The organism is Streptomyces parvulus (assembly GCF_014648855.1).
Taxonomy (GTDB): Bacteria; Actinomycetota; Actinomycetes; order Streptomycetales; family Streptomycetaceae; genus Streptomyces; species Streptomyces parvulus.
This window is the reverse complement of sequence record NZ_BMRX01000009.1, coordinates 40,093-57,764: the sequence shown is the minus strand read 5'-3', so window position 1 is coordinate 57,764 and position 17,672 is coordinate 40,093. Positions and strand designations below refer to the sequence as shown.

The 17,672-nt window shown below is 74.2% G+C and carries 14 protein-coding genes; 9 read left to right on the top strand and 5 right to left on the bottom strand.

The window, feature by feature from the left end; translation table 11 throughout:
* Positions 1–121: 121 nt before the first annotated feature.
* The 3 genes from IE108_RS18495 to sucD all read left to right on the top strand — a co-directional run bounded on the left by IE108_RS18495 (position 122) and on the right by sucD (position 4,005).
* Positions 122–1,216 carry a hypothetical protein gene (locus IE108_RS18495; protein ID WP_064729423.1) on the top strand — a complete coding sequence of 365 codons (1,095 nt, stop codon included), beginning with the start codon at positions 122–124 and terminating at the stop codon, positions 1,214–1,216.
* Between the two features lie 691 nt (positions 1,217–1,907).
* On the top strand, positions 1,908–3,092 hold the full coding sequence (gene sucC, locus IE108_RS18490) for an ADP-forming succinate--CoA ligase subunit beta (RefSeq protein WP_064729424.1): 1,185 nt from the start codon (positions 1,908–1,910) through the stop codon (positions 3,090–3,092).
* A 28-nt stretch (positions 3,093–3,120) separates the two neighbouring features.
* Positions 3,121–4,005 carry a succinate--CoA ligase subunit alpha gene (gene sucD, locus IE108_RS18485; protein WP_064729425.1) on the top strand — a complete coding sequence of 295 codons (885 nt, stop codon included), beginning with the start codon at positions 3,121–3,123 and terminating at the stop codon, positions 4,003–4,005.
* Positions 4,006–4,098: 93 nt separating this feature from the next.
* Here sucD and IE108_RS18480 read toward each other — a convergent pair whose 3' ends face one another.
* The gene (locus IE108_RS18480) at positions 4,099–5,388 is read right to left on the bottom strand and encodes a helix-turn-helix domain-containing protein (protein WP_064729426.1); all 1,290 of its coding nucleotides are present in this window, start codon (positions 5,386–5,388) and stop codon (positions 4,099–4,101) included.
* A 96-nt stretch (positions 5,389–5,484) separates the two neighbouring features.
* On the opposite strand from IE108_RS18480, the gene IE108_RS18475 reads away from it, so the two are divergent.
* Complete coding sequence (locus tag IE108_RS18475; RefSeq protein ID WP_064729427.1) at positions 5,485–7,155, top strand: cell division protein PerM; 1,671 nt, start codon at positions 5,485–5,487, stop codon at positions 7,153–7,155.
* A 247-nt stretch (positions 7,156–7,402) separates the two neighbouring features.
* On the opposite strand, the gene IE108_RS18470 is transcribed toward IE108_RS18475, so the two are convergent.
* Complete coding sequence (locus IE108_RS18470) at positions 7,403–8,173, bottom strand: hypothetical protein (RefSeq protein WP_064729428.1); 771 nt, start codon at positions 8,171–8,173, stop codon at positions 7,403–7,405.
* A gap of 332 nt (positions 8,174–8,505) precedes the next feature.
* On the opposite strand from IE108_RS18470, the gene purN reads away from it, so the two are divergent.
* Positions 8,506–9,144: a phosphoribosylglycinamide formyltransferase gene (gene purN / locus IE108_RS18465; RefSeq protein ID WP_064729429.1), complete on the top strand. Its 639-nt coding sequence runs from the start codon at positions 8,506–8,508 to the stop codon at positions 9,142–9,144.
* Complete coding sequence (purH, locus tag IE108_RS18460; protein WP_064729430.1) at positions 9,141–10,706, top strand: bifunctional phosphoribosylaminoimidazolecarboxamide formyltransferase/IMP cyclohydrolase; 1,566 nt, start codon at positions 9,141–9,143, stop codon at positions 10,704–10,706. Before purN ends, purH begins: the two co-directional genes overlap by 4 nt.
* A 62-nt stretch (positions 10,707–10,768) precedes the next feature.
* Here the strand turns inward: purH and IE108_RS18455 are convergent, their stop codons facing one another.
* The 3 genes from IE108_RS18455 to IE108_RS18445 all read right to left on the bottom strand — a co-directional run bounded on the left by IE108_RS18455 (position 10,769) and on the right by IE108_RS18445 (position 13,812).
* Positions 10,769–12,334 (bottom strand): serine/threonine protein kinase, encoded by a 1,566-nt coding sequence (locus IE108_RS18455; RefSeq protein ID WP_064729431.1) that lies wholly within the window; start codon positions 12,332–12,334, stop codon positions 10,769–10,771.
* Positions 12,331–13,077, bottom strand: a complete 747-nt coding sequence (locus tag IE108_RS18450; protein WP_064729432.1) for an FHA domain-containing protein — start codon at positions 13,075–13,077, stop codon at positions 12,331–12,333. Before IE108_RS18450 ends, IE108_RS18455 begins: the two co-directional genes overlap by 4 nt.
* Positions 13,078–13,209: 132 nt before the next feature.
* Entirely contained in the window at positions 13,210–13,812 is a 603-nt protein-coding gene (locus IE108_RS18445; RefSeq protein ID WP_064729433.1) for a hypothetical protein, read from the bottom strand.
* Positions 13,813–14,064: 252 nt separating this feature from the next.
* Between IE108_RS18445 and IE108_RS18440 the strand changes: the two genes are divergently transcribed.
* The 3 genes from IE108_RS18440 to IE108_RS18430 all read left to right on the top strand — a co-directional run bounded on the left by IE108_RS18440 (position 14,065) and on the right by IE108_RS18430 (position 17,388).
* Positions 14,065–14,919, top strand: coding sequence for a bifunctional methylenetetrahydrofolate dehydrogenase/methenyltetrahydrofolate cyclohydrolase (locus tag IE108_RS18440; protein ID WP_064729434.1), 855 nt, complete (start codon positions 14,065–14,067; stop codon positions 14,917–14,919).
* A complete protein-coding gene (locus IE108_RS18435) occupies positions 14,909–15,553 on the top strand; it encodes a DUF3017 domain-containing protein (RefSeq protein WP_079163639.1) in 645 nt (214 codons plus the stop codon). The genes IE108_RS18440 and IE108_RS18435 overlap by 11 nt, the downstream gene beginning before the upstream one ends.
* A gap of 443 nt (positions 15,554–15,996) precedes the next feature.
* Positions 15,997–17,388, top strand: a complete 1,392-nt coding sequence (locus IE108_RS18430) for an XRE family transcriptional regulator (RefSeq protein ID WP_079163640.1) — start codon at positions 15,997–15,999, stop codon at positions 17,386–17,388.
* The last annotated feature ends 284 nt before the right edge of the window (positions 17,389–17,672 follow it).

Here is a 17,672-nt window from a genome sequence, read left to right as displayed (position 1 = left end):
CTACCCACCGGTAACGAGGGGCTTGCGCAACCCGCGCGGTCCCGTGCGAGGATCGCGCGTCATCGGTGCGTTGTTCGACGCGTGAACCGTTCCGCCGCCGCACGGGAGGAATCTCCCCCTCTTGATCTGGTCAGCAGCCTCGCCCGGTGCCGCCCTGCGCGTGACGCGCACGGCGGCCGGGCGGCGTGCCCTGCACGTGGCGATGCTGGTGGGCGGGTTGTTCGTACTCGGACTGCTCTGCGGGGAGCGGGCGCAGGCGGCCGACGGGACACCGTCCCCACGGGACGCGGTGCGCCAGGCGGCGGACTTGTCGCCGGTGCGTACGACGGCCGGGGGCCGTGAGGCGAAGGGCGCCGGGACGAACGGCCCTGGACCGAAGGACCGCACGGCAGAGGACCGCACGGCGGAGGACCGCACGGCGGAGGACCGCACGGTGGAGGACCGCAGCCCGGAGGGCCCCGCGCCCGAGAGCCTCACGCCCGAGGGCCTCACCTCGCCCCCGCTCCCGCGGCAGAGTCCGCACCCCGTTTCGGACCTCGTCCGTTCGGTGACCGACCAGGTCGTACGCCCCGTCGCGGGTGTCGTGGACGTCGTCGAGGAGACCGTCGAGCGGCTGCCCCTGCCCGCCACCCCCTCGGACGGCGGCTCGGTCACGAACCCGGGCTCCTCCGACCCCACCGATCTCCCCGCTTCGCCCTGGCCCTCGTTGCCCGCGCTGCCGGGGCTTCCCGCCCCGTCCGGTGACGCCGCCTCGGACGATTCGGCCGCCCCCGCCGACCCGGCCGCACCGCACCACCGCAGACCGGCCCCGGCCGAAACCGCGGCTCCCTCGTACGTCGCCGAGGCCCGTCCCGCCACCGCCCGGGCCGGCACCGCCGACGTCACCGGAGCCGTCACGGACCTCCCGTACGGCCCCGCCCCCGTCGCGGTGGACGGCGGCCCGGAGACCCGGACGCCGCTCGCCGGGGACGGCGGCCGCCGGACCACCGCGACGCCCGCCGAGTACGCGCCCACCGGACACGCGCCCACCGGCGCCCCCGACGGGTCGCTCGGTTCCGCCGCCGGCGCCGACCAGGGGATGCCGCGGCACGGCGACGCGCACGCGGTGACCCCGCACCACCGGATGCCGTTCCGGCTCGTCATCGCGGTCCCGGAGCGCGCCGACACGGGCGAGACCCGCGACCCGTACCGGGACATCCCGGTCTCTCCCGCCTAGCCGGCGGAACCCGCCCGGCACGAGGACGCGTCCCAGCGGCCTGGGGCGGATGCGCCCGACGCTCCCCGTCGACGCACCCGCACCGTCGCACCCGTACCTCCGCCGTCCACCCGTCGCACCACCCGCACCCCACGTGCACCGCACCCCACGTGCACCACGCCCCGCACGTGCACCTCGCGCCCCGACACCCGCCGCACCCCCAGGCCCCCACACCCCCAGATCTCCAGACCCCCACCCCCACACCCCCACCCCCCCCAGACTCCGCGAAGCGGCAGCCCGGGACGGTCGAAAGCCGTCGGCCTCCCCCGGGCGGAAGCTCCGCGGATGGGCCGGCCGCTCCCCATTGGGGTGGGGAGCGGCCGGCCCGCAGACCGGAGACCCGCACCCGGCGGGCCTCCGGGCAGACGAGCCTCACCGGGCTAACCCCAGCCCGGTGAGGCTCCCCCGCGGCACCGCTCCCAGGCGGCACCGCGTGCCAGTGAGCGCGGCATCATGTGACAGGCATCACCGCTCAGGTGTGACCCACGATTTAGAGACCCTCCGCATGCGGCGATAACCTGCGAGACGGACATGCCGCGCGCTCGGACACCGTGTGCGCCTCCCTTGTGACTCACGGCGGACGTCACGTTGCCCTTCGCGGCACGCCCACGCATCCAACGAACCGCGAGATCACTGATAGGGACGGAAGCGCGTGGACCTGTTCGAGTACCAGGCGAGGGACCTCTTCGCCAAGCACGATGTACCGGTGCTGGCCGGTGAAGTCATCGACACGCCTGAGGCGGCGCGCGCGATCACCGAGCGTCTGGGCGGCAAGTCCGTCGTCAAGGCTCAGGTGAAGGTCGGTGGCCGCGGCAAGGCCGGCGGCGTGAAGCTCGCCGCCTCGGCGGACGAGGCCGTCGCCCGCGCGACGGACATCCTCGGCATGGACATCAAGGGCCACACGGTCCACAAGGTGATGATCGCCGAGACCGCCCCCGAGATCGTCGAGGAGTACTACGTCTCCTTCCTCCTCGACCGTGCCAACCGCACCTTCCTCTCCATCGCCTCCGTCGAGGGCGGCGTGGAGATCGAGGAGGTGGCGGCCACCCGTCCGGAGGCCGTCGCCAAGACCCCGATCGACGCCATCGAGGGTGTGACCCCCGAGAAGGCGCGCGAGATCGTCGAGGCCGCGAAGTTCCCGGCCGAGGTCGCCGACCAGGTCGTGAACGTCCTGGTCAAGCTGTGGGACACCTTCATCAAGGAGGACGCCCTCCTGGTCGAGGTCAACCCGCTGGCGAAGGTCGCCTCCGGCGAGGTCATCGCCCTCGACGGCAAGGTGTCGCTCGACGACAACGCCGAGTTCCGTCACCCCGACTTCGAGGAACTCCACGACAAGGCCGCCGCCAACCCGCTCGAGGCGGCCGCCAAGGAGAAGAACCTCAACTACGTCAAGCTCGACGGCGAGGTCGGCATCATCGGCAACGGCGCGGGTCTCGTGATGAGCACCCTGGACGTCGTCGCGTACGCCGGTGAGAAGCACGGCGACGTGAAGCCCGCCAACTTCCTGGACATCGGCGGCGGCGCCTCCGCCCAGGTCATGGCGAACGGCCTGGAGATCATCCTCGGCGACCCGGACGTCCGCTCCGTGTTCGTCAACGTCTTCGGCGGCATCACCGCGTGCGACGAGGTCGCCAACGGCATCGTCCAGGCGCTGAAGCTCCTGGAGGACCGCGGCGAGAAGGTCGAGAAGCCGCTCGTCGTCCGCCTCGACGGCAACAACGCCGAGCTGGGCCGCAAGATCCTCACCGACGCCAACCACCCGCTGGTCCAGCGCGTCGACACCATGGACGGCGCGGCCGACAAGGCCGCCGAGCTGGCTCACGCCGCCGCCAAGTAAGCACTCAGGACGAGGACACCAACACACCATGGCTATCTGGCTCAACAAGGACAGCAAGGTCATCGTCCAGGGCATGACCGGCGCCACCGGCATGAAGCACACCAAGCTCATGCTGGGTGACGGCACCGAGGTCGTGGGCGGCGTGAACCCGCGCAAGGCGGGCACCTCCGTGGACTTCGACGGCACCGAGGTACCGGTCTTCGGCACCGTCAAGGAGGCCATCGAGAAGACCGGCGCCAACGTCTCCGTCATCTTCGTGCCGGAGAAGTTCACCAAGGACGCCGTCGTCGAGGCCATCGACGCCGAGATCCCGCTGGCCGTCGTCATCACCGAGGGCATCGCCGTGCACGACTCGGCGTCGTTCTGGGCGTACGCCGGCAAGAAGGGCAACAAGACCCGCATCATCGGCCCGAACTGCCCCGGCATCATCACCCCGGGCCAGTCCAACGTCGGCATCATCCCGGGCGACATCACCAAGCCCGGCCGCATCGGCCTGGTCTCGAAGTCCGGCACGCTGACGTACCAGATGATGTACGAGCTGCGCGACATCGGCTTCTCGACCGCCGTCGGCATCGGTGGCGACCCGATCATCGGCACCACGCACATCGACGCGCTCGCCGCGTTCGAGGCCGACCCCGAGACCGACCTGATCGTCATGATCGGTGAGATCGGCGGCGACGCCGAGGAGCGCGCGGCCGACTTCATCAAGGCCAACGTGACCAAGCCGGTCGTCGGCTACGTCGCCGGCTTCACCGCGCCCGAGGGCAAGACCATGGGCCACGCCGGCGCCATCGTCTCCGGTTCGTCCGGCACCGCCCAGGCGAAGAAGGAGGCCCTGGAGGCCGCGGGCGTCAAGGTCGGCAAGACCCCGACCGAGACGGCGAAGCTCGCCCGGGAGATCCTGGCCGGCTGACCCCAGCCCCGTCGTACGGCACCGAGTGGGCCCGTCCTCGCGGAGGACGGGCCCACTCGGTGTTCCGCCGGACGGTTCGGCCCCCGGCGGCCGTCACTCCAGCCGCGGGGTCAGCCGCTCAGGCCCGGCCTGCAGCGCGTCGCGCAGCTTCTGCCGCAGCTCCAGCTCCTCGTCCGAGAGCGCGCCCGGCGCCACCTTGGGCGGCACCCCGCGCACCGTCTCGCCGGGGGAGACCGGCGGCTCGTACTGCGTGGGCGCGGTGCGCAGGGTCAGCGCGGTGGTGCCGATGAGGGCGGCGGTGAAGGCGATCGCCGCCCGCGTCCAGAACCGGGCGCGGCGTTCGCTGCCCACCCGGACCGTCGGCGGCTTGGCAGCCCGCAGCCGCTCGTTCGACGCCACCTCGGCCAGCCGCCGGTGCAGCACCTCGGGGTCGCCCAGCTCGGGCAGCCGGTCGGCCATCGCCCGGCGCGCGTTCAGCAGCCGGTTCGCCGCGGTCGGAGTGCTCGCCTCCGTCTCCGCCGCCGTCTCGGGCAGGTCCAGGCCCACACCGTCGTACAGCAGCAGCGTCCGGCGGTGCCGTGCGGGCAGCCGGAGCAGGGTGTTGAGCAGGGTCCGGTCGCCCGGGTCGGCGGGCGGCGGCTCCGGATGCCGGTTGCGCGGGCGGAACCGTTGCCAGGGCGAGAGCGCGTACTCGTACGCCACCGCCCGCACCCACCCCACCGGGTCGCGGTCGCGGGCGACTTCGGGCCAGTTCTCCCAGGCGGTCTGGAACGCCCGCTCCACCGACTCGCGCGCCAGCTCCCGGCGGCCGGTCAGCAGGAAGGTCTGCCGTACGAGGGCGGGCGTGCCGAACTCGTAGAGAGCGTCGAACGCCTGAGCGGGCGTCAGGGCGGCGAGTGCGGACTCCGGTTCCCGCTCCGGAGCCGGCTCCTTCTCCGGTGCCGGCTCCGGGGCCGGTGCCGGTGCGGCTTCCGGTGCGGCCGCTGCCGTTCCGGCCTCGCACGAGTCCCGCGCGGCGAGTGGCTTCGCGGGCAGGACGAGGCTGTCGGCGTCCTCGGCCGGGCTGCCCGGGCCGGTGCGGACGGCCACGACGACGGGGACCGGAGCCGGTTGGGCGCCGGCCGCGGACTCCGCCGCCGCCCCGTGCTCCGGCGCCGGCTTCGCGGCCCGTGCCGCCTCGTCCTCGGCCAGGGACTTCAGCAGTTCCGCGTACGCCTCCCGTTTCCGGCCGCGTGGTGTCGTGCGGCCGGACTCCCAGGTGCGGACCGTCGCGCGGGTGACGCCCATCCGGTCGGCGAGCTGAGTCTGCGTCAGCGCGGCCGCCTCACGCAGGCGTCGGCGCGCCTTGGGAGGTGGGAGCGGGGTTCCAGGGCTCCGTGTCACAGGGCACCCCTTCGTACGAAAAAGTACATAAACATATATTGAGCGACACAACGGGGCTTCGCCTGTTACGCCGGGAAAGCGCGTGTCGTTGGGAGCATGGCGGGCGTGACCCAGACGACCGCCCGCCCGGACCCGCTGACCCTGCTGCGCGACCGCTGGCGCGACCGGTCGCCCGGTCTCGGCGCCGGTCTCCTGGGCGGCGCGGTCGCCGGGGTGCTGGGGCTGGCCGCGTGCGCCGCGGTGGTCACCCTGCTGTGGATCAGCTCGCCGTACCCCGACAGCGGACCCGAGGGCGCCCTGCACGTCGCCGCCTCGCTGTGGGTGCTGGCGCACGGGGCCGAACTGGTCCGCGCCGACACGCTGTCCGGCGCCCCCGCGCCGATGGGCGTCACGCCCCTGCTGCTGGTGCTGCTGCCGGTGTGGCTGCTGCACCGCGCGGCCCGCGACGCCACCGACCCCGGGGAGGGGGTGGGGCTGGCCGTGGGCTCCGGTGTCGGCGCCGGCGCCGCGGCGCGGCTCGCGGGGGAGAGCGGCCTGCGGGACGCGGCACCGCCGCCGGTCTCCTCGCGCTTCGCCTGGGTGGGCGTCGTCACGGGCTACCTCTGCGTCGCCGCGCCGGTCCTGGCGTACGCGTCCGGCGGCGAACTGCGGCCCTCCCCGTGGTGGGCGGCCCTCTGCCTGCCGCTGGTCGCCATGGGCGCGGCGGGCGCGGGCGTGTGGACGGCGTTCGGCCGGCCGGGCGGGCCGGTGGGCCGGGCGCTGCGGGTCCTGCCCCGCGACCTGCGCGAGCTGATGGTGGAACCGGACGCCCGCCTGGGTGCCGCCACGCGTGCCGCGGGCGCCGGTGCGGCGGTGCTCGTCGGGGGCGGGGCGCTGCTGGTGGCGGTGTCGCTGGTGTGGCACGGGGGCGCCGCGCAGGATGCCTTTCTGCGGCTGACCGAGGGCTGGTCGGGGCGGTTCGCCGTGCTGCTGCTCTGTCTGGCGCTGGTGCCGAACGCCGCCGTGTGGGCGGCGGTCTACGCCCTCGGCCCCGGGTTCGTGCTCGGCGCCGGGCACGTGGTGGGCCCCTTCTCCTCGGCACCGGCGCCGTTGCTGCCGCCGTTCCCCCTGCTGGCGGCGGTGCCGCAGGCGGGGCCCGGTACGCCGCTGCACTGGGCGGCGGGGGCGGTGCCGCTGGTGGCGGGGGTGGTGGTCGGGTGGTTCACGGCGCGGGCGGCGACGGGGGCGCCGGTCGCGGCAGTAGCGCCGGGTCCGGCGGGCGGGGCCGGTGGCGACGCCGGGGTGTGGTCCTGGCGGCGGACCGTCTGGGCGGCGGTGGTGGCCGCCGTGCTGTGCGGCGGGCTCGTCGCCCTGCTGGCCGCGTTCGCCGGCGGGCCGCTGGGGAGCGCGGGCCTCTCCCGTTTTGGGCCGGTGTGGTGGCAGGCCGGGGGAGCGGCGCTGGCGTGGATCGTGGTGCCCGCGGTGCCGGTGGCGTTGGTGGTACGGGCCTGGCGGGGGCGGGGGGCTGTCGTGGGGGCTGCGCCGGAGGCGGGGGAGGCGGCCGAGGAGGGTGGTCGTCGGTGGGGGTGGGGTTTTGTGCCGGTGCGGGTGCCGGTGCCGGCGCCGGGGCGGTGGTGGAAGCGGGAGGCCGCCTCCGATGCGGAGGTGGGGAAGGCGGGGGAGGACGACGCGGCCGTGCCGTACGGGCTGTACGACGACGAGGACGGGGACGCGCCCTACGATCTGCTGCCCGCCGATCCGCCGGCGGAGCCGCCGTCGCGGGGGTAGCGGGGAGGATGTTGTCGCCCCCGCCGCCCCTTCCCTTCCCGACCCCGGGGGCTGCGCCCCCGGACCCCCGCTTCGGCCTGCACGGCCTCGTCCTCAAACGCCGGACGGGCTGAACAATCCGGACCGGACGCCACGAAGCACCCCGCCGGACGGGCTGAAGAATCCGAACCGGACGCCGCCAAGCACCCCGCCGGACGGGCTGAAGAATCCGGATCGCCCGGGCAGGAGGGGGCTGGGAAGGCGGTGGCTAGCCCTCCGTGCCCAGTACGTCGCGGAGCTGCTCCGGGAGCAGGCGTTCGCAGCCCTGTTCCGCCGTCCTGGTCAGGGCGTCCTCGCGGCACGTGTAGTAGTCGTTGTAGACGAGCTGCGCGCCGAAGGACATGGCGACCAGGAGGATGGCCAGGGACGACGTGACCAGGCCGCTGATCGCCGCGGTGCGCTGCGGGCGGGCGGGCGGCTGGTCGGCGGCGGGGCCGGCCGGCGCGTCGGGGTCCGCGGCGGCCCGGGGCTTGGCGCGCAGGGCGCTGATGCCCCAGTACAGGGCGAGCGCGCCGAGCAGCAGGGCCACGTACGGCCAGGTGAAGAGCGCGAAGAAGAGGGCCCACATACCGGTCAGCAGGGCGTACCGCGCCCGCCGCTGGGCGGGGTCCGTCGGGTCCCAGCGCGGGCCCGGGGCGCCGCCCTGGCCCTCGGGCGCGGAACCGCCGGGGCGCTCGCCGAAGCCGCCGGACGAGCGGCCGGGCTGCCGGTCGCTCCACTGGCCGCCCCACGGTGAACGCCCGCCGCCCCGCGAACCGGACGAGTCCTGCGAGTCGCCGCCGTCGCCCGACGGGTGCCGCGGCTGCCAGGGGCGGTCCGGCGTGCCCTCCGGAGGCGGGGCGAAGGGATTGTCGCGGTCGCGGTCCGGGGTGCCGTCCTGCCCGCCGTTCCCGCGGTCCGAGGGCGTGTCGGGCGGTGACGAGGGGCGCTCCCGCAGCAACACGGTGCTCGTGAGCGGTCTCAGGCTGCGGTCCGGCATCAAGTGAGCGTCTTCCCCTTGGCGACGATGGACGGGCGATCATGTGGACCGGGCGAACGGGTCGGCACGACAGGTGAACGCTCGACGCGCGGGTCGCGTTCCCGGTCCGGCTCCACGCAGACGCTACCTTCCGGCCACGCCCCCGTCCCGAGGGGGCCGTCCGGTGTGCCGGTATCGTTGCTGACGGTCGGCCGCTTCGTAGACTTCCCCGTATCCCGGGGCGCGAAGCATTCGTACGACTGTACAAACAGGCGAAGGCGCCGAGACGTACAGAACCGGCAGCCGCACGAAGCCGACCCGTACCGACCGCCTCCCCGAGAAAGGCCCCCACCGTGGCCGCCAAGCCCGTGGCCCCGCGAGCCAAGCGCCTCGTCGTGCTGGTCTCCGGATCCGGCACCAACCTCCAGGCGCTGCTCGACGAGATCGCCGCCACCGGCGTCGAGGCCTACGGGGCCGAGATCGTGGCCGTGGGCGCCGACCGCGAGGGCATCGAGGGACTGGCCCGCGCCGAGCGCGCCGGGCTGCCGTCCTTCGTGCGGAAGGTGAAGGACTACGGGGACCGGGAGGAGTGGGACGCGGCGCTCGCCGAGGCGGTCGCGGCGCACGAACCGGACCTGGTCGTCTCGGCCGGGTTCATGAAGATCGTGGGCAAGGAGTTCCTGGCCCGCTTCGGGGGGCGGTTCGTGAACACCCACCCCGCCCTGCTCCCCAGCTTCCCGGGAGCCCACGGCGTACGGGACGCGCTCGCGTACGGCGCCCGGGTCACCGGCTGCACCGTCCACTTCGTCGACGACGGCGTCGACACCGGGCCGATCATCGCGCAGGGCGTGGTGGAGATCCGGGACGAGGACGACGAGAGCGCTCTGCACGAGCGCATCAAGGAAGTCGAGCGAAGGCTGCTCGTCGATGTCGTGGGGCGGCTCGCCCGCAACGGCTATCGCATCGAGGGACGAAAGGTAGTTATCCAGTGACCGCCGAGAGCAACAAGCGGGCCGTCCGACGGGCGCTCGTCAGCGTCTACGACAAGACCGGTCTGGAGGAGCTGGCCCGCGGGCTGCACGAGGCGGGCGTCGAACTCGTCTCCACCGGCTCCACGGCCGGCCGCATCTCCGCCGCCGGCGTGCCCGTCACCAAGGTCGAGGAGCTGACCGGCTTCCCCGAGTGCCTGGACGGACGGGTCAAGACCCTGCACCCCAAGGTGCACGCCGGCATCCTCGCCGACCTGCGCCTGGAGAGCCACCGGCAGCAGCTCGGCGAGCTGGGCGTGGAGCCGTTCGACCTGGTCGTCGTCAACCTGTACCCGTTCCGCGAGACCGTCGCCTCGGGCGCCACCCCCGACGAGTGCGTGGAGCAGATCGACATCGGCGGCCCCTCCATGGTCCGCGCGGCCGCCAAGAACCACCCCTCCGTCGCCGTGGTCACCAGCCCGGCCCGGTACGCCGACGTGCTCGCGGCGGTCAAGGACGGCGGCTTCGACCTGACCGCCCGCAAGCGGCTGGCCGCCGAGGCCTTCCAGCACACCGCCGCCTACGACGTGGCCGTCGCCTCCTGGTTCGCCTCCGAGTACGCCCCGGTCGACGACACGTCGTTCCCGGACTTCCTCGGCGCCACCTACGAGCGCGCGCACACCCTGCGCTACGGCGAGAACCCGCACCAGCCCGCCGCCCTCTACACCTCGCCCGGCGGCGGCGGCCTCGCGCAGGCCGAGCAGCTGCACGGCAAGGAGATGTCGTACAACAACTACACGGACACGGACGCCGCCCGCCGTGCCGCGTACGACCACGACGAGCCCTGCGTCGCGATCATCAAGCACGCCAACCCGTGCGGCATCGCGGTCGGCGCGGACGTCGCCGAGGCGCACCGCAAGGCGCACGCCTGCGACCCGCTCTCCGCGTTCGGCGGCGTGATCGCGGTCAACCGCCCGGTGTCCAGGGAGATGGCCGAGCAGGTCGCGGAGATCTTCACCGAGGTCGTCGTCGCGCCCGGCTACGAGGAGGGCGCCCTGGAGGCGCTCACCAAGAAGAAGAACATCCGCGTCCTGCGCGCCCCCGAGGCGCCCGCCGCCCCGGTCGAGGTCAAGCCCGTCGACGGCGGCGCCCTCCTCCAGGTCACCGACCGCCTCCAGGCCGAGGGCGACGACCCCGCGACCTGGACGCTGGCCACCGGCGAGGCCCTCTCCCCGGCCGAGCTGGCCGACCTGGCCTTCGCCTGGAAGGCGTGCCGGGCGGTCAAGTCCAACGCCATCCTCCTCGCGAAGGACGGCGCCTCCGTCGGCGTCGGCATGGGCCAGGTCAACCGCGTCGACTCGGCGAAGCTCGCGGTCGAGCGGGCCGGTGCCGAGCGCGCCCGGGGGGCGTACGCCGCCTCCGACGCGTTCTTCCCCTTCCCGGACGGCCTGGAGATCCTCACCGCGGCCGGCGTCAAGGCCGTGGTCCAGCCCGGCGGTTCGGTCCGCGACGAACTCGTCGTCGAGGCCGCCGAGAAGGCCGGCGTCACGATGTACCTCACGGGGACGCGGCACTTCTTCCACTGAGGCGCCGGACGCGCCGGGCCGGTCGTGGGGCCGGCCCGGCGCGTACCTCGGACATCACAGGGTCACTCGCGGCCCGGGGGCGTGTATTCCTTGAGGTGGTGGGCGACGCGGTCGGCGTAGTCACGGTACTTCGGGGGAACCCCGCCCGCGTCGTTCACCTTCCGGTACGACGTCCGGTACGCGACGGCGACCAGGACGGAGCGGTCGCCGGGCAGGCCGGCGTCCAGGCGGGGCGTGATCCAGCACAGGTAGCGGCCCATCGCCGGGATGGACTCGGCGGGCGGGAACGGCGGTTCCGGGACGGTCTCGCCGGGTGTGCCGTCCTCGTTCATCCACCAGCGCAGCACACTCGGCGTCCAGCGCGCGATGCCGTACTCGTTCCTGGCCGGGTCGGAGAGGTCCGGGTCGAAGTCGCTCTCCACCTTCAGCATGGCCGCGAGCAGCGCCGGGCTGACCTCCTCGCGGTCGCAGTCGTCCGCCGTCTCGACGATCAGCAGCCGGTAGGCCGGCGGAACGTCCCGGTCGGTGCGCAGGACGTCCGCGCCGTAGGCGGCGGCGGAGAGGCTCGCGGTGCCGCCGCCGCGCGGGCCCGCGGCGGGCGGGCGGCCGTCACCGGCCCAGGAGACGACGCCGTACGCGAGCCCGGCCAGCGCCACCAGGCCCGCCGCCGAGGCGGCGAGGACGCCCCGCCGGGTGCGGGCGCGGGCCCGCAGCGAGAACCCCGCCGTACCGCTCACGCCCGCCGCGGCGGCCGTCACCCGGTGCAGCAGCGCGTCCGTGCCGGTCCGGTCCGCGTGCGTACGGGTCAGGCAGTCCCGCACGATCTCCCGCCACGCCTGCGGCAGTTCGGGCGACAGGCGCAGCTCGTGGGTGCCGCGCGCGTAGGCGACGGCGGCGTCGCGGCGGGCCGTCGGGGTGGCGCCGGGCAGCGGGAAGGACCCGGTGAGGACGAGGTGGGCGAGGACGCCGAAGGCCCACACGTCCGCGGACGGGCGGATGCGGCGGCCGCGGTCCCCGATCTCGGACCAGAGCAGCTCGGGCGGCGTGTAGTCCGGGGTGGAGAAGGCGGGCGTGTAGGCGTGGGTGCCCTCCAGCTCGGCGGCCATGTTGAAGTCGGCGAGCCGCACCGAACCGTCCGCCATCAGCAGCACGTTGGCCGGCTTCAGGTCGCCGTGCACCCAGCCCGCCCGGTGCAGCTGGGCCAGCCCCGCGCAGACCTGGGCGAGCAGCGCCGGCCCGGCAGGCGGGCGGGGCGCGGCGCCGATCAGGGCGGACAGGGAGCCCTCCGCGCGCTCCAGGACGAGCACGGTGGCGCCGTCCAGCCGGGGGCGGGCGGGGTCGTCGACGGTGAGGGTCTCGTACATCCGGATCAGCCGGGGCTGCCGCAGCCGGCGCAGCAGCGCGACCTCCCGCTCGATCAGGTCCCGCAGGTGGGCGAGCTGGCGCGGGGTGCCGGTGCCGGTGGGCAGGAACTTCAGCGCGGCGGTCTCCGGCAGGTGCCCGGCGGCGGCGTCCGTGCGGCGCGCGGCGTACACGCTGCCGAAGGCGCCGGTGGCGATCGGCTCCCGGACCTCCCACACACCCACCCGGTACCCGCGCGGCACCGGTACGGCGTAGGGCTCGGTCATCGCAGCGCCTGTCCGGACGGGGCGGCGAGGACCACCAGGTCGTCCTCGCGGACCAGGTCGAAGCGGAGCGCGAGGGAGACCAGGGACTCCTTCTTGCCGTTCAGCCGCGGACCGGGGTCGGCGGTCTCCGGGCCCGGCTTCAGGCGCAGCTTCACGGCGAGGTAGTCGATGTTCCACTGCACCGACGTGCGCGAGGCGGCGGGCCAGGCCGGGCGGAGCCGCTCCACGACCTGGTCCATGGTCGGCAGCGGCGCGTGCGGCGCCCCGCGCAGCCGGGGTTCGCACAGCGCGGCCAGCACCGCGAAGTAGCGCTTGGTGCGGTCGACGGAGAAGGCGGGGGCGGTCGGCTCGCCGTCGGTGCCGTCCGCGGCGCGCACGTAGTCGTGGCGCGGTGCCCACACCTCCACCGGCAGCAGGTCGCCGGCGGCGGGCAGCACGATCCGCGAGAACTCGAACGGCACCGGTGCGTCGAGCCGGCCCGGCGCGACCTTGATGTGCTCGCCCGCGCCCTCCGGGTTCTCCACCACGTAGGTCTGGCGGGCCGAGAGGTTGCTCACGGTCCAGAAGGTGCCGTGGGCGGTGATCTCACCGGCCCGGCGGGACACCCCGTCGTGCGCGATCAGCAGCCCGCCCTCGGGTACGGCGCGTCCGAAGACGAGCCGTTCACCGGGTGCGAGCCGGAGCTGTGCGCCGCTGCGTTCGTCCTCCGAGGTCGGCGGAGGTACCACGATGATGCTGAACAAGGTGCGTCTCCCCGTGCCTGACGGCTACCCACGTCAGACTATTGCGACGCACCGGGGCCGTGCCCCCCTCGTACGGGTGAGACACGGCCCTGTGACGTGATTGGCGAGAAGTACGCACCGCCGTAGGGCGGTTCAGTACTGCGGGCGGGTGAACCAGTAACTGCCGTTCCGGTTGGCGCAGAAGACGATGATCAGGATGCCGAGTACCACGCTGAGCAGAGCGAAGACGTTCGCCGCGAACAGGCTGATGACGCTGAACAGCGTGACCACCGAGGCGTAGATGATCGCGGAGACGCGCACGCCGCCCCGGCCGGTGGCGAACTTGACGCCCGTGAATATCGCCCAGAACGCAAACGCCAGCACGATGACGCCGAGGACGATCATGATGCCGGTGCCGATGCTCGCGGCGGCGTCCGCGTCCTCCGCGGACAGGCTCGGGTCGGAGTTGACCGCGTCCTCGAACTCCTCGGAGAACCAGGCGCTGGCGATCATCATCAGCAGGCCGCCGATCACCTGGAAGCCGCCCAGGACGAACAGCATCACGCGCGCGGCCTTCACCGAGCCGGGCATCGCCACCGGGGCGGGCGGGTAGCCGCCGCCGTAGGGCTGGACCGGAGGGGCCGCCGGGTAGCCGTAGCCGGGCTGGCCCTGGGGCTGCTGCTGGGGGTAGCCGTAGTTCGGCTGCTGGCCGCCCTGGGGCGGGCCGTAGGGGTTGTTCGGATCGCCGAAACTCATGGCGGGACTTCCTCCGTCGCTGTCTCAGGTGCGGGGACGGCGCGCGGCGCGAGTCGGAGGAGTTTCTTCGTTGCGGTTCGTCCCCCCGGTACGGCCCCGCGGCACTGTGCCCCCCAATCGTTCTTGACCGGTCTCTTACTTGTCCAGAGCGCTCGCAAGGTGTTGTGCAAGTGCAACAACGTCGATCAAGGAGCGATGGCCGGATGCCGGCCGGATTGGAACCGGGGGCCGGTCATCCGCGAGGATGGGGGCATGACCGCCCAGATTCTCGATGGCAAGGCCACCGCAGCCGCGATCAAGTCCGAACTGACCGCCCGCGTGGCGGCGCTGAAGGAGAGGGGTGTCACACCGGGCCTCGGCACGATCCTGGTCGGCGACGATCCCGGCAGCCAGAAGTACGTCGCGGGCAAGCACCGCGACTGCGCGCAGGTCGGCATCGCCTCCATCCAGCGCGAACTGCCGGCCACGGCCACCCAGGAGGAGATCGAGGCGGTCGTCCGCGAGCTGAACGAGGACCCGGCCTGCACGGGCTACATCGTCCAGCTGCCGCTGCCCAAGGGCATCGACGAGAACCGCATCCTGGAGCTGATGGACCCGGACAAGGACGCGGACGGCCTGCACCCGATGAACCTCGGCCGCCTCGTCCTGAACGAGCCGGCGCCGCTGCCCTGCACCCCCAACGGCATCCTCACCCTGCTGCGCCGCTACGGCGTGGAGATCAAGGGCGCCGAGGTCGTGGTCGTCGGCCGCGGGGTCACCATCGGCCGTCCGATGCCGCTGCTGCTCACCCGGCGCAGCGAGAACGCCACCGTGACCCAGTGCCACACCGGCACCCGGGACCTCGCCGCCCACCTCAAGCGCGCCGACATCATCGTCGCCGCCGCCGGTTCCCCGCACCTGGTCCGCGCCGAGGACGTCAAGCCGGGCGCCGCCGTCCTCGACGTGGGCGTCTCCCGCAACGCCGAGGGCAAGATCGTGGGCGACGTCCACCCGGACGTGGCCGAGGTCGCCGCCTGGATCTCCCCGAACCCGGGCGGCGTCGGCCCCATGACCCGGGCCGAGCTGCTGGTCAACGTGGTGGAGGCGGCGGAGCGCCGTGCCGGCTGAGGACACCCGGGCCGGGCGCGCGGACGGCACCGACAGCACCGACGGCACCGACGGCACCGACAGCACCGAGGGCACCGAGCGCGCGCGGGACACCGGCGAGGCGGTGACGCCGGCCGGGGACCCCGACGCCGCGGACGCCTCCGGTGGGTCCGGCGCCGACGACGACCCCGGCGGCCCGCACGACCCCGACGGCATCACCGTCCGGGACCCCGTCAGCGCGCCCGACGCCCAGGGCCGGCCGAAACGCGCCACGCGCCGGTTCCCGCTGTTCACCCGGGACACCGCGCGCCCCGAGGGCGGCGGCCGGGCCGCGGGCGGCGACGCCCCCGCGCCGGCCCGGCAGTGGCCCGTGCTCACCGTGGCCGGACTGGTCGGGATCGGCCTGCTGATCACCGGCCTCGACGTGTTCCGGTGGGGCCTCGTGCTGGTCGGCGTCGCGCTGCTGATCGGCGCCGCGCTGCGCTGGGCCGTGCCGGACGTGGGCATGCTCGCGGTGCGCTCGCGCTTCACGGACATCGTCACCTACGGCGTCCTGGGCGCCGTGATCGCCATGCTGGCGCTCATGGCCCAGCCGGAGGCGCCGCTGAAGATCCCGTTCCTGAACGATCTGCTGCACTTCACCGTAAGTAGCTAGCGAAGCGGTCATCGACAGGGAGCCCGCTCGGACGACGGCCCGTCCCCACCCCCGTGGAAGGACGGGCCGTCGCCGGGAACACACTCCTGCACGTCGAACGCGCTGTTCAACGCCTGTCCGGGCGCTGTGGCACGGAAGTGACCATTCCGCTACTCCGCTACGCGGACCCGCGAACGGCTCCGTCCGCGGGCCGCGTTCGGGGATCCCGTTCCGGGGTTCCGTCACGAGCACCGGAACGCCGGTGGGAGACTGGACCAGGTGTCGGTGGGCGTGCGACCGTGCAGGCCCGCGGCCTCTGCGCTCCTGTGCGCCCCCACCCCGGGAACTGAGCTCCTGACCGGGCGCATCCCTGTGGGTAGCCAGAACGGGGCCCGCGCGAGTCGCCGCGCGCGGGATCCAGCGGGGGAACGACCAGCACGTACCGGGGGAAGAGGGGGGACGTAGTGCCTCGTTGGAAGGCCTTGCCGGAGGAACTCGATCCGCAGATCAAAGAGTTCACCGGCCAGCTGCGCCGACTCGTGGACCGCAGTGAGCTGAGCGTCGCGTCGGTGGCCGACGCCACGGGCTACAGCAAGACGTCCTGGGAGCGGTATCTGAACGGACGGCTGCTGGCCCCGAAGGGCGCCATCGTGGCCCTGGCCGAGGTCACGGGGACCAACCCGCTGCACCTGACCACCATGTGGGAGCTGGCCGAGCGCGCCTGGAGCCGCTCGGAGATGCGGCACGACATGACCATGGAGGCCATCCGGATATCCCAGGCGCGTGCCGCGCTCGGCGACCTGGGCGCTTCCACCGGCAAACCGGTCAAGGACGCCAAGGAGTCCAGGGACGCCAAGCCGGGCAACGGCGCCGGCGGCGGCCGGGGGAGCCGCTCCTCCGGCCGGCACGCGGGCGGCGCTCCCGTCGCCGGGCTCGCCGGGCCGGCCGGAGCGACACCCACCCTGGGGCCGACGGTGCCCGTCCAGCCGACCGCCGCGGAGAGTCCCGACTCCGCCGCCGGCCCGGTCCGGGGCGGCGGCACGACCGGCGCACCGTCCCCGGGCGAACCGTCCGCGGGAGGCGCGACCGAGGGCAACTCGTGGGGCCTCGCCGGATACCGGGGACCCGCGCCGACCGGCGACCGCACGGCGCGCCCCGGCCACCGGGCCGGTTCCGGCACGCCCGCGACGACCACGGGCCCGGCGGCGGCCCCCGGCCCCGCCGCGCACAGCCCCTCGGCCGGTTACGGCAGCCCGTCGGCCGGTTACGGCAGTCCCTCGGCCGGCTACGGCAGCCCCCCGTCCGGTCACGGCGAGCCCCCGCACCGCGGCTCCGACCGGCGCGGCCGGCCCTCCGGGGGCGGCAGCAGGCGGATGACGACGTTCGTCGCGGGCGTCGTCGGCGTGCTCGTCGTGATCGCGGGCGCCTTCTTCCTGCTGAACGACGGCGGCGGCGAGGAGAACGAGGGCGCCAAGCCCTCCCCGTCCCCCACGGTGAGCCGCGAGCAGAAGCTGCCGCCCGGCGTGAAGTGCGGCGGCGACGACTGCACCGGCAAGGACCCGGAGGCCATGGGCTGCGGCGGCGACCTGGTGACCACCGCGGCCACCGCCACCGTCGGCACGGCCGCCGTCGAGGTCCGCTACAGCAAGACCTGCGGCACCGCCTGGGCCCGCGTGACCCAGGCCGCCCAGGGCGACGAGGTCAGGATCAGCGCCGCCGGCCGCAACCAGCAGACGGGCACCGTCTCCGGCGTCGGCGACACCGTCGCCTACACGCCGATGGTGGCGGTGAAGTCCCCGGCCGACGCCGAGGCGTGCGTGACGACCGCCTCCGGCGTCCAGGGCTGCACGCAGTAGCCCTCGGGGAGCCCCGCCGCCTCCGGACGGGGCCGCGCAGAAAGTTCGCCCCGGGCACGCATGTCCGGCGCCGAGTCGGGCAGGCGAGGAGTACCCCCACGGGAGTCCGGCAACGGTATCCCCCGAAACGGCGGCCGCTCACGTCCACCCTCTCCCGGACGAGCGGCCGCCTTTCCGTTGCCCGCACCCCGGCGTCCGGCGCCGTCCCCGCGGCCCTGTGGGCCGGGCCACACCGACCCGGACGTCCCGGACACCGCGGGCGCGATAGCCTGACGGCTGGATCG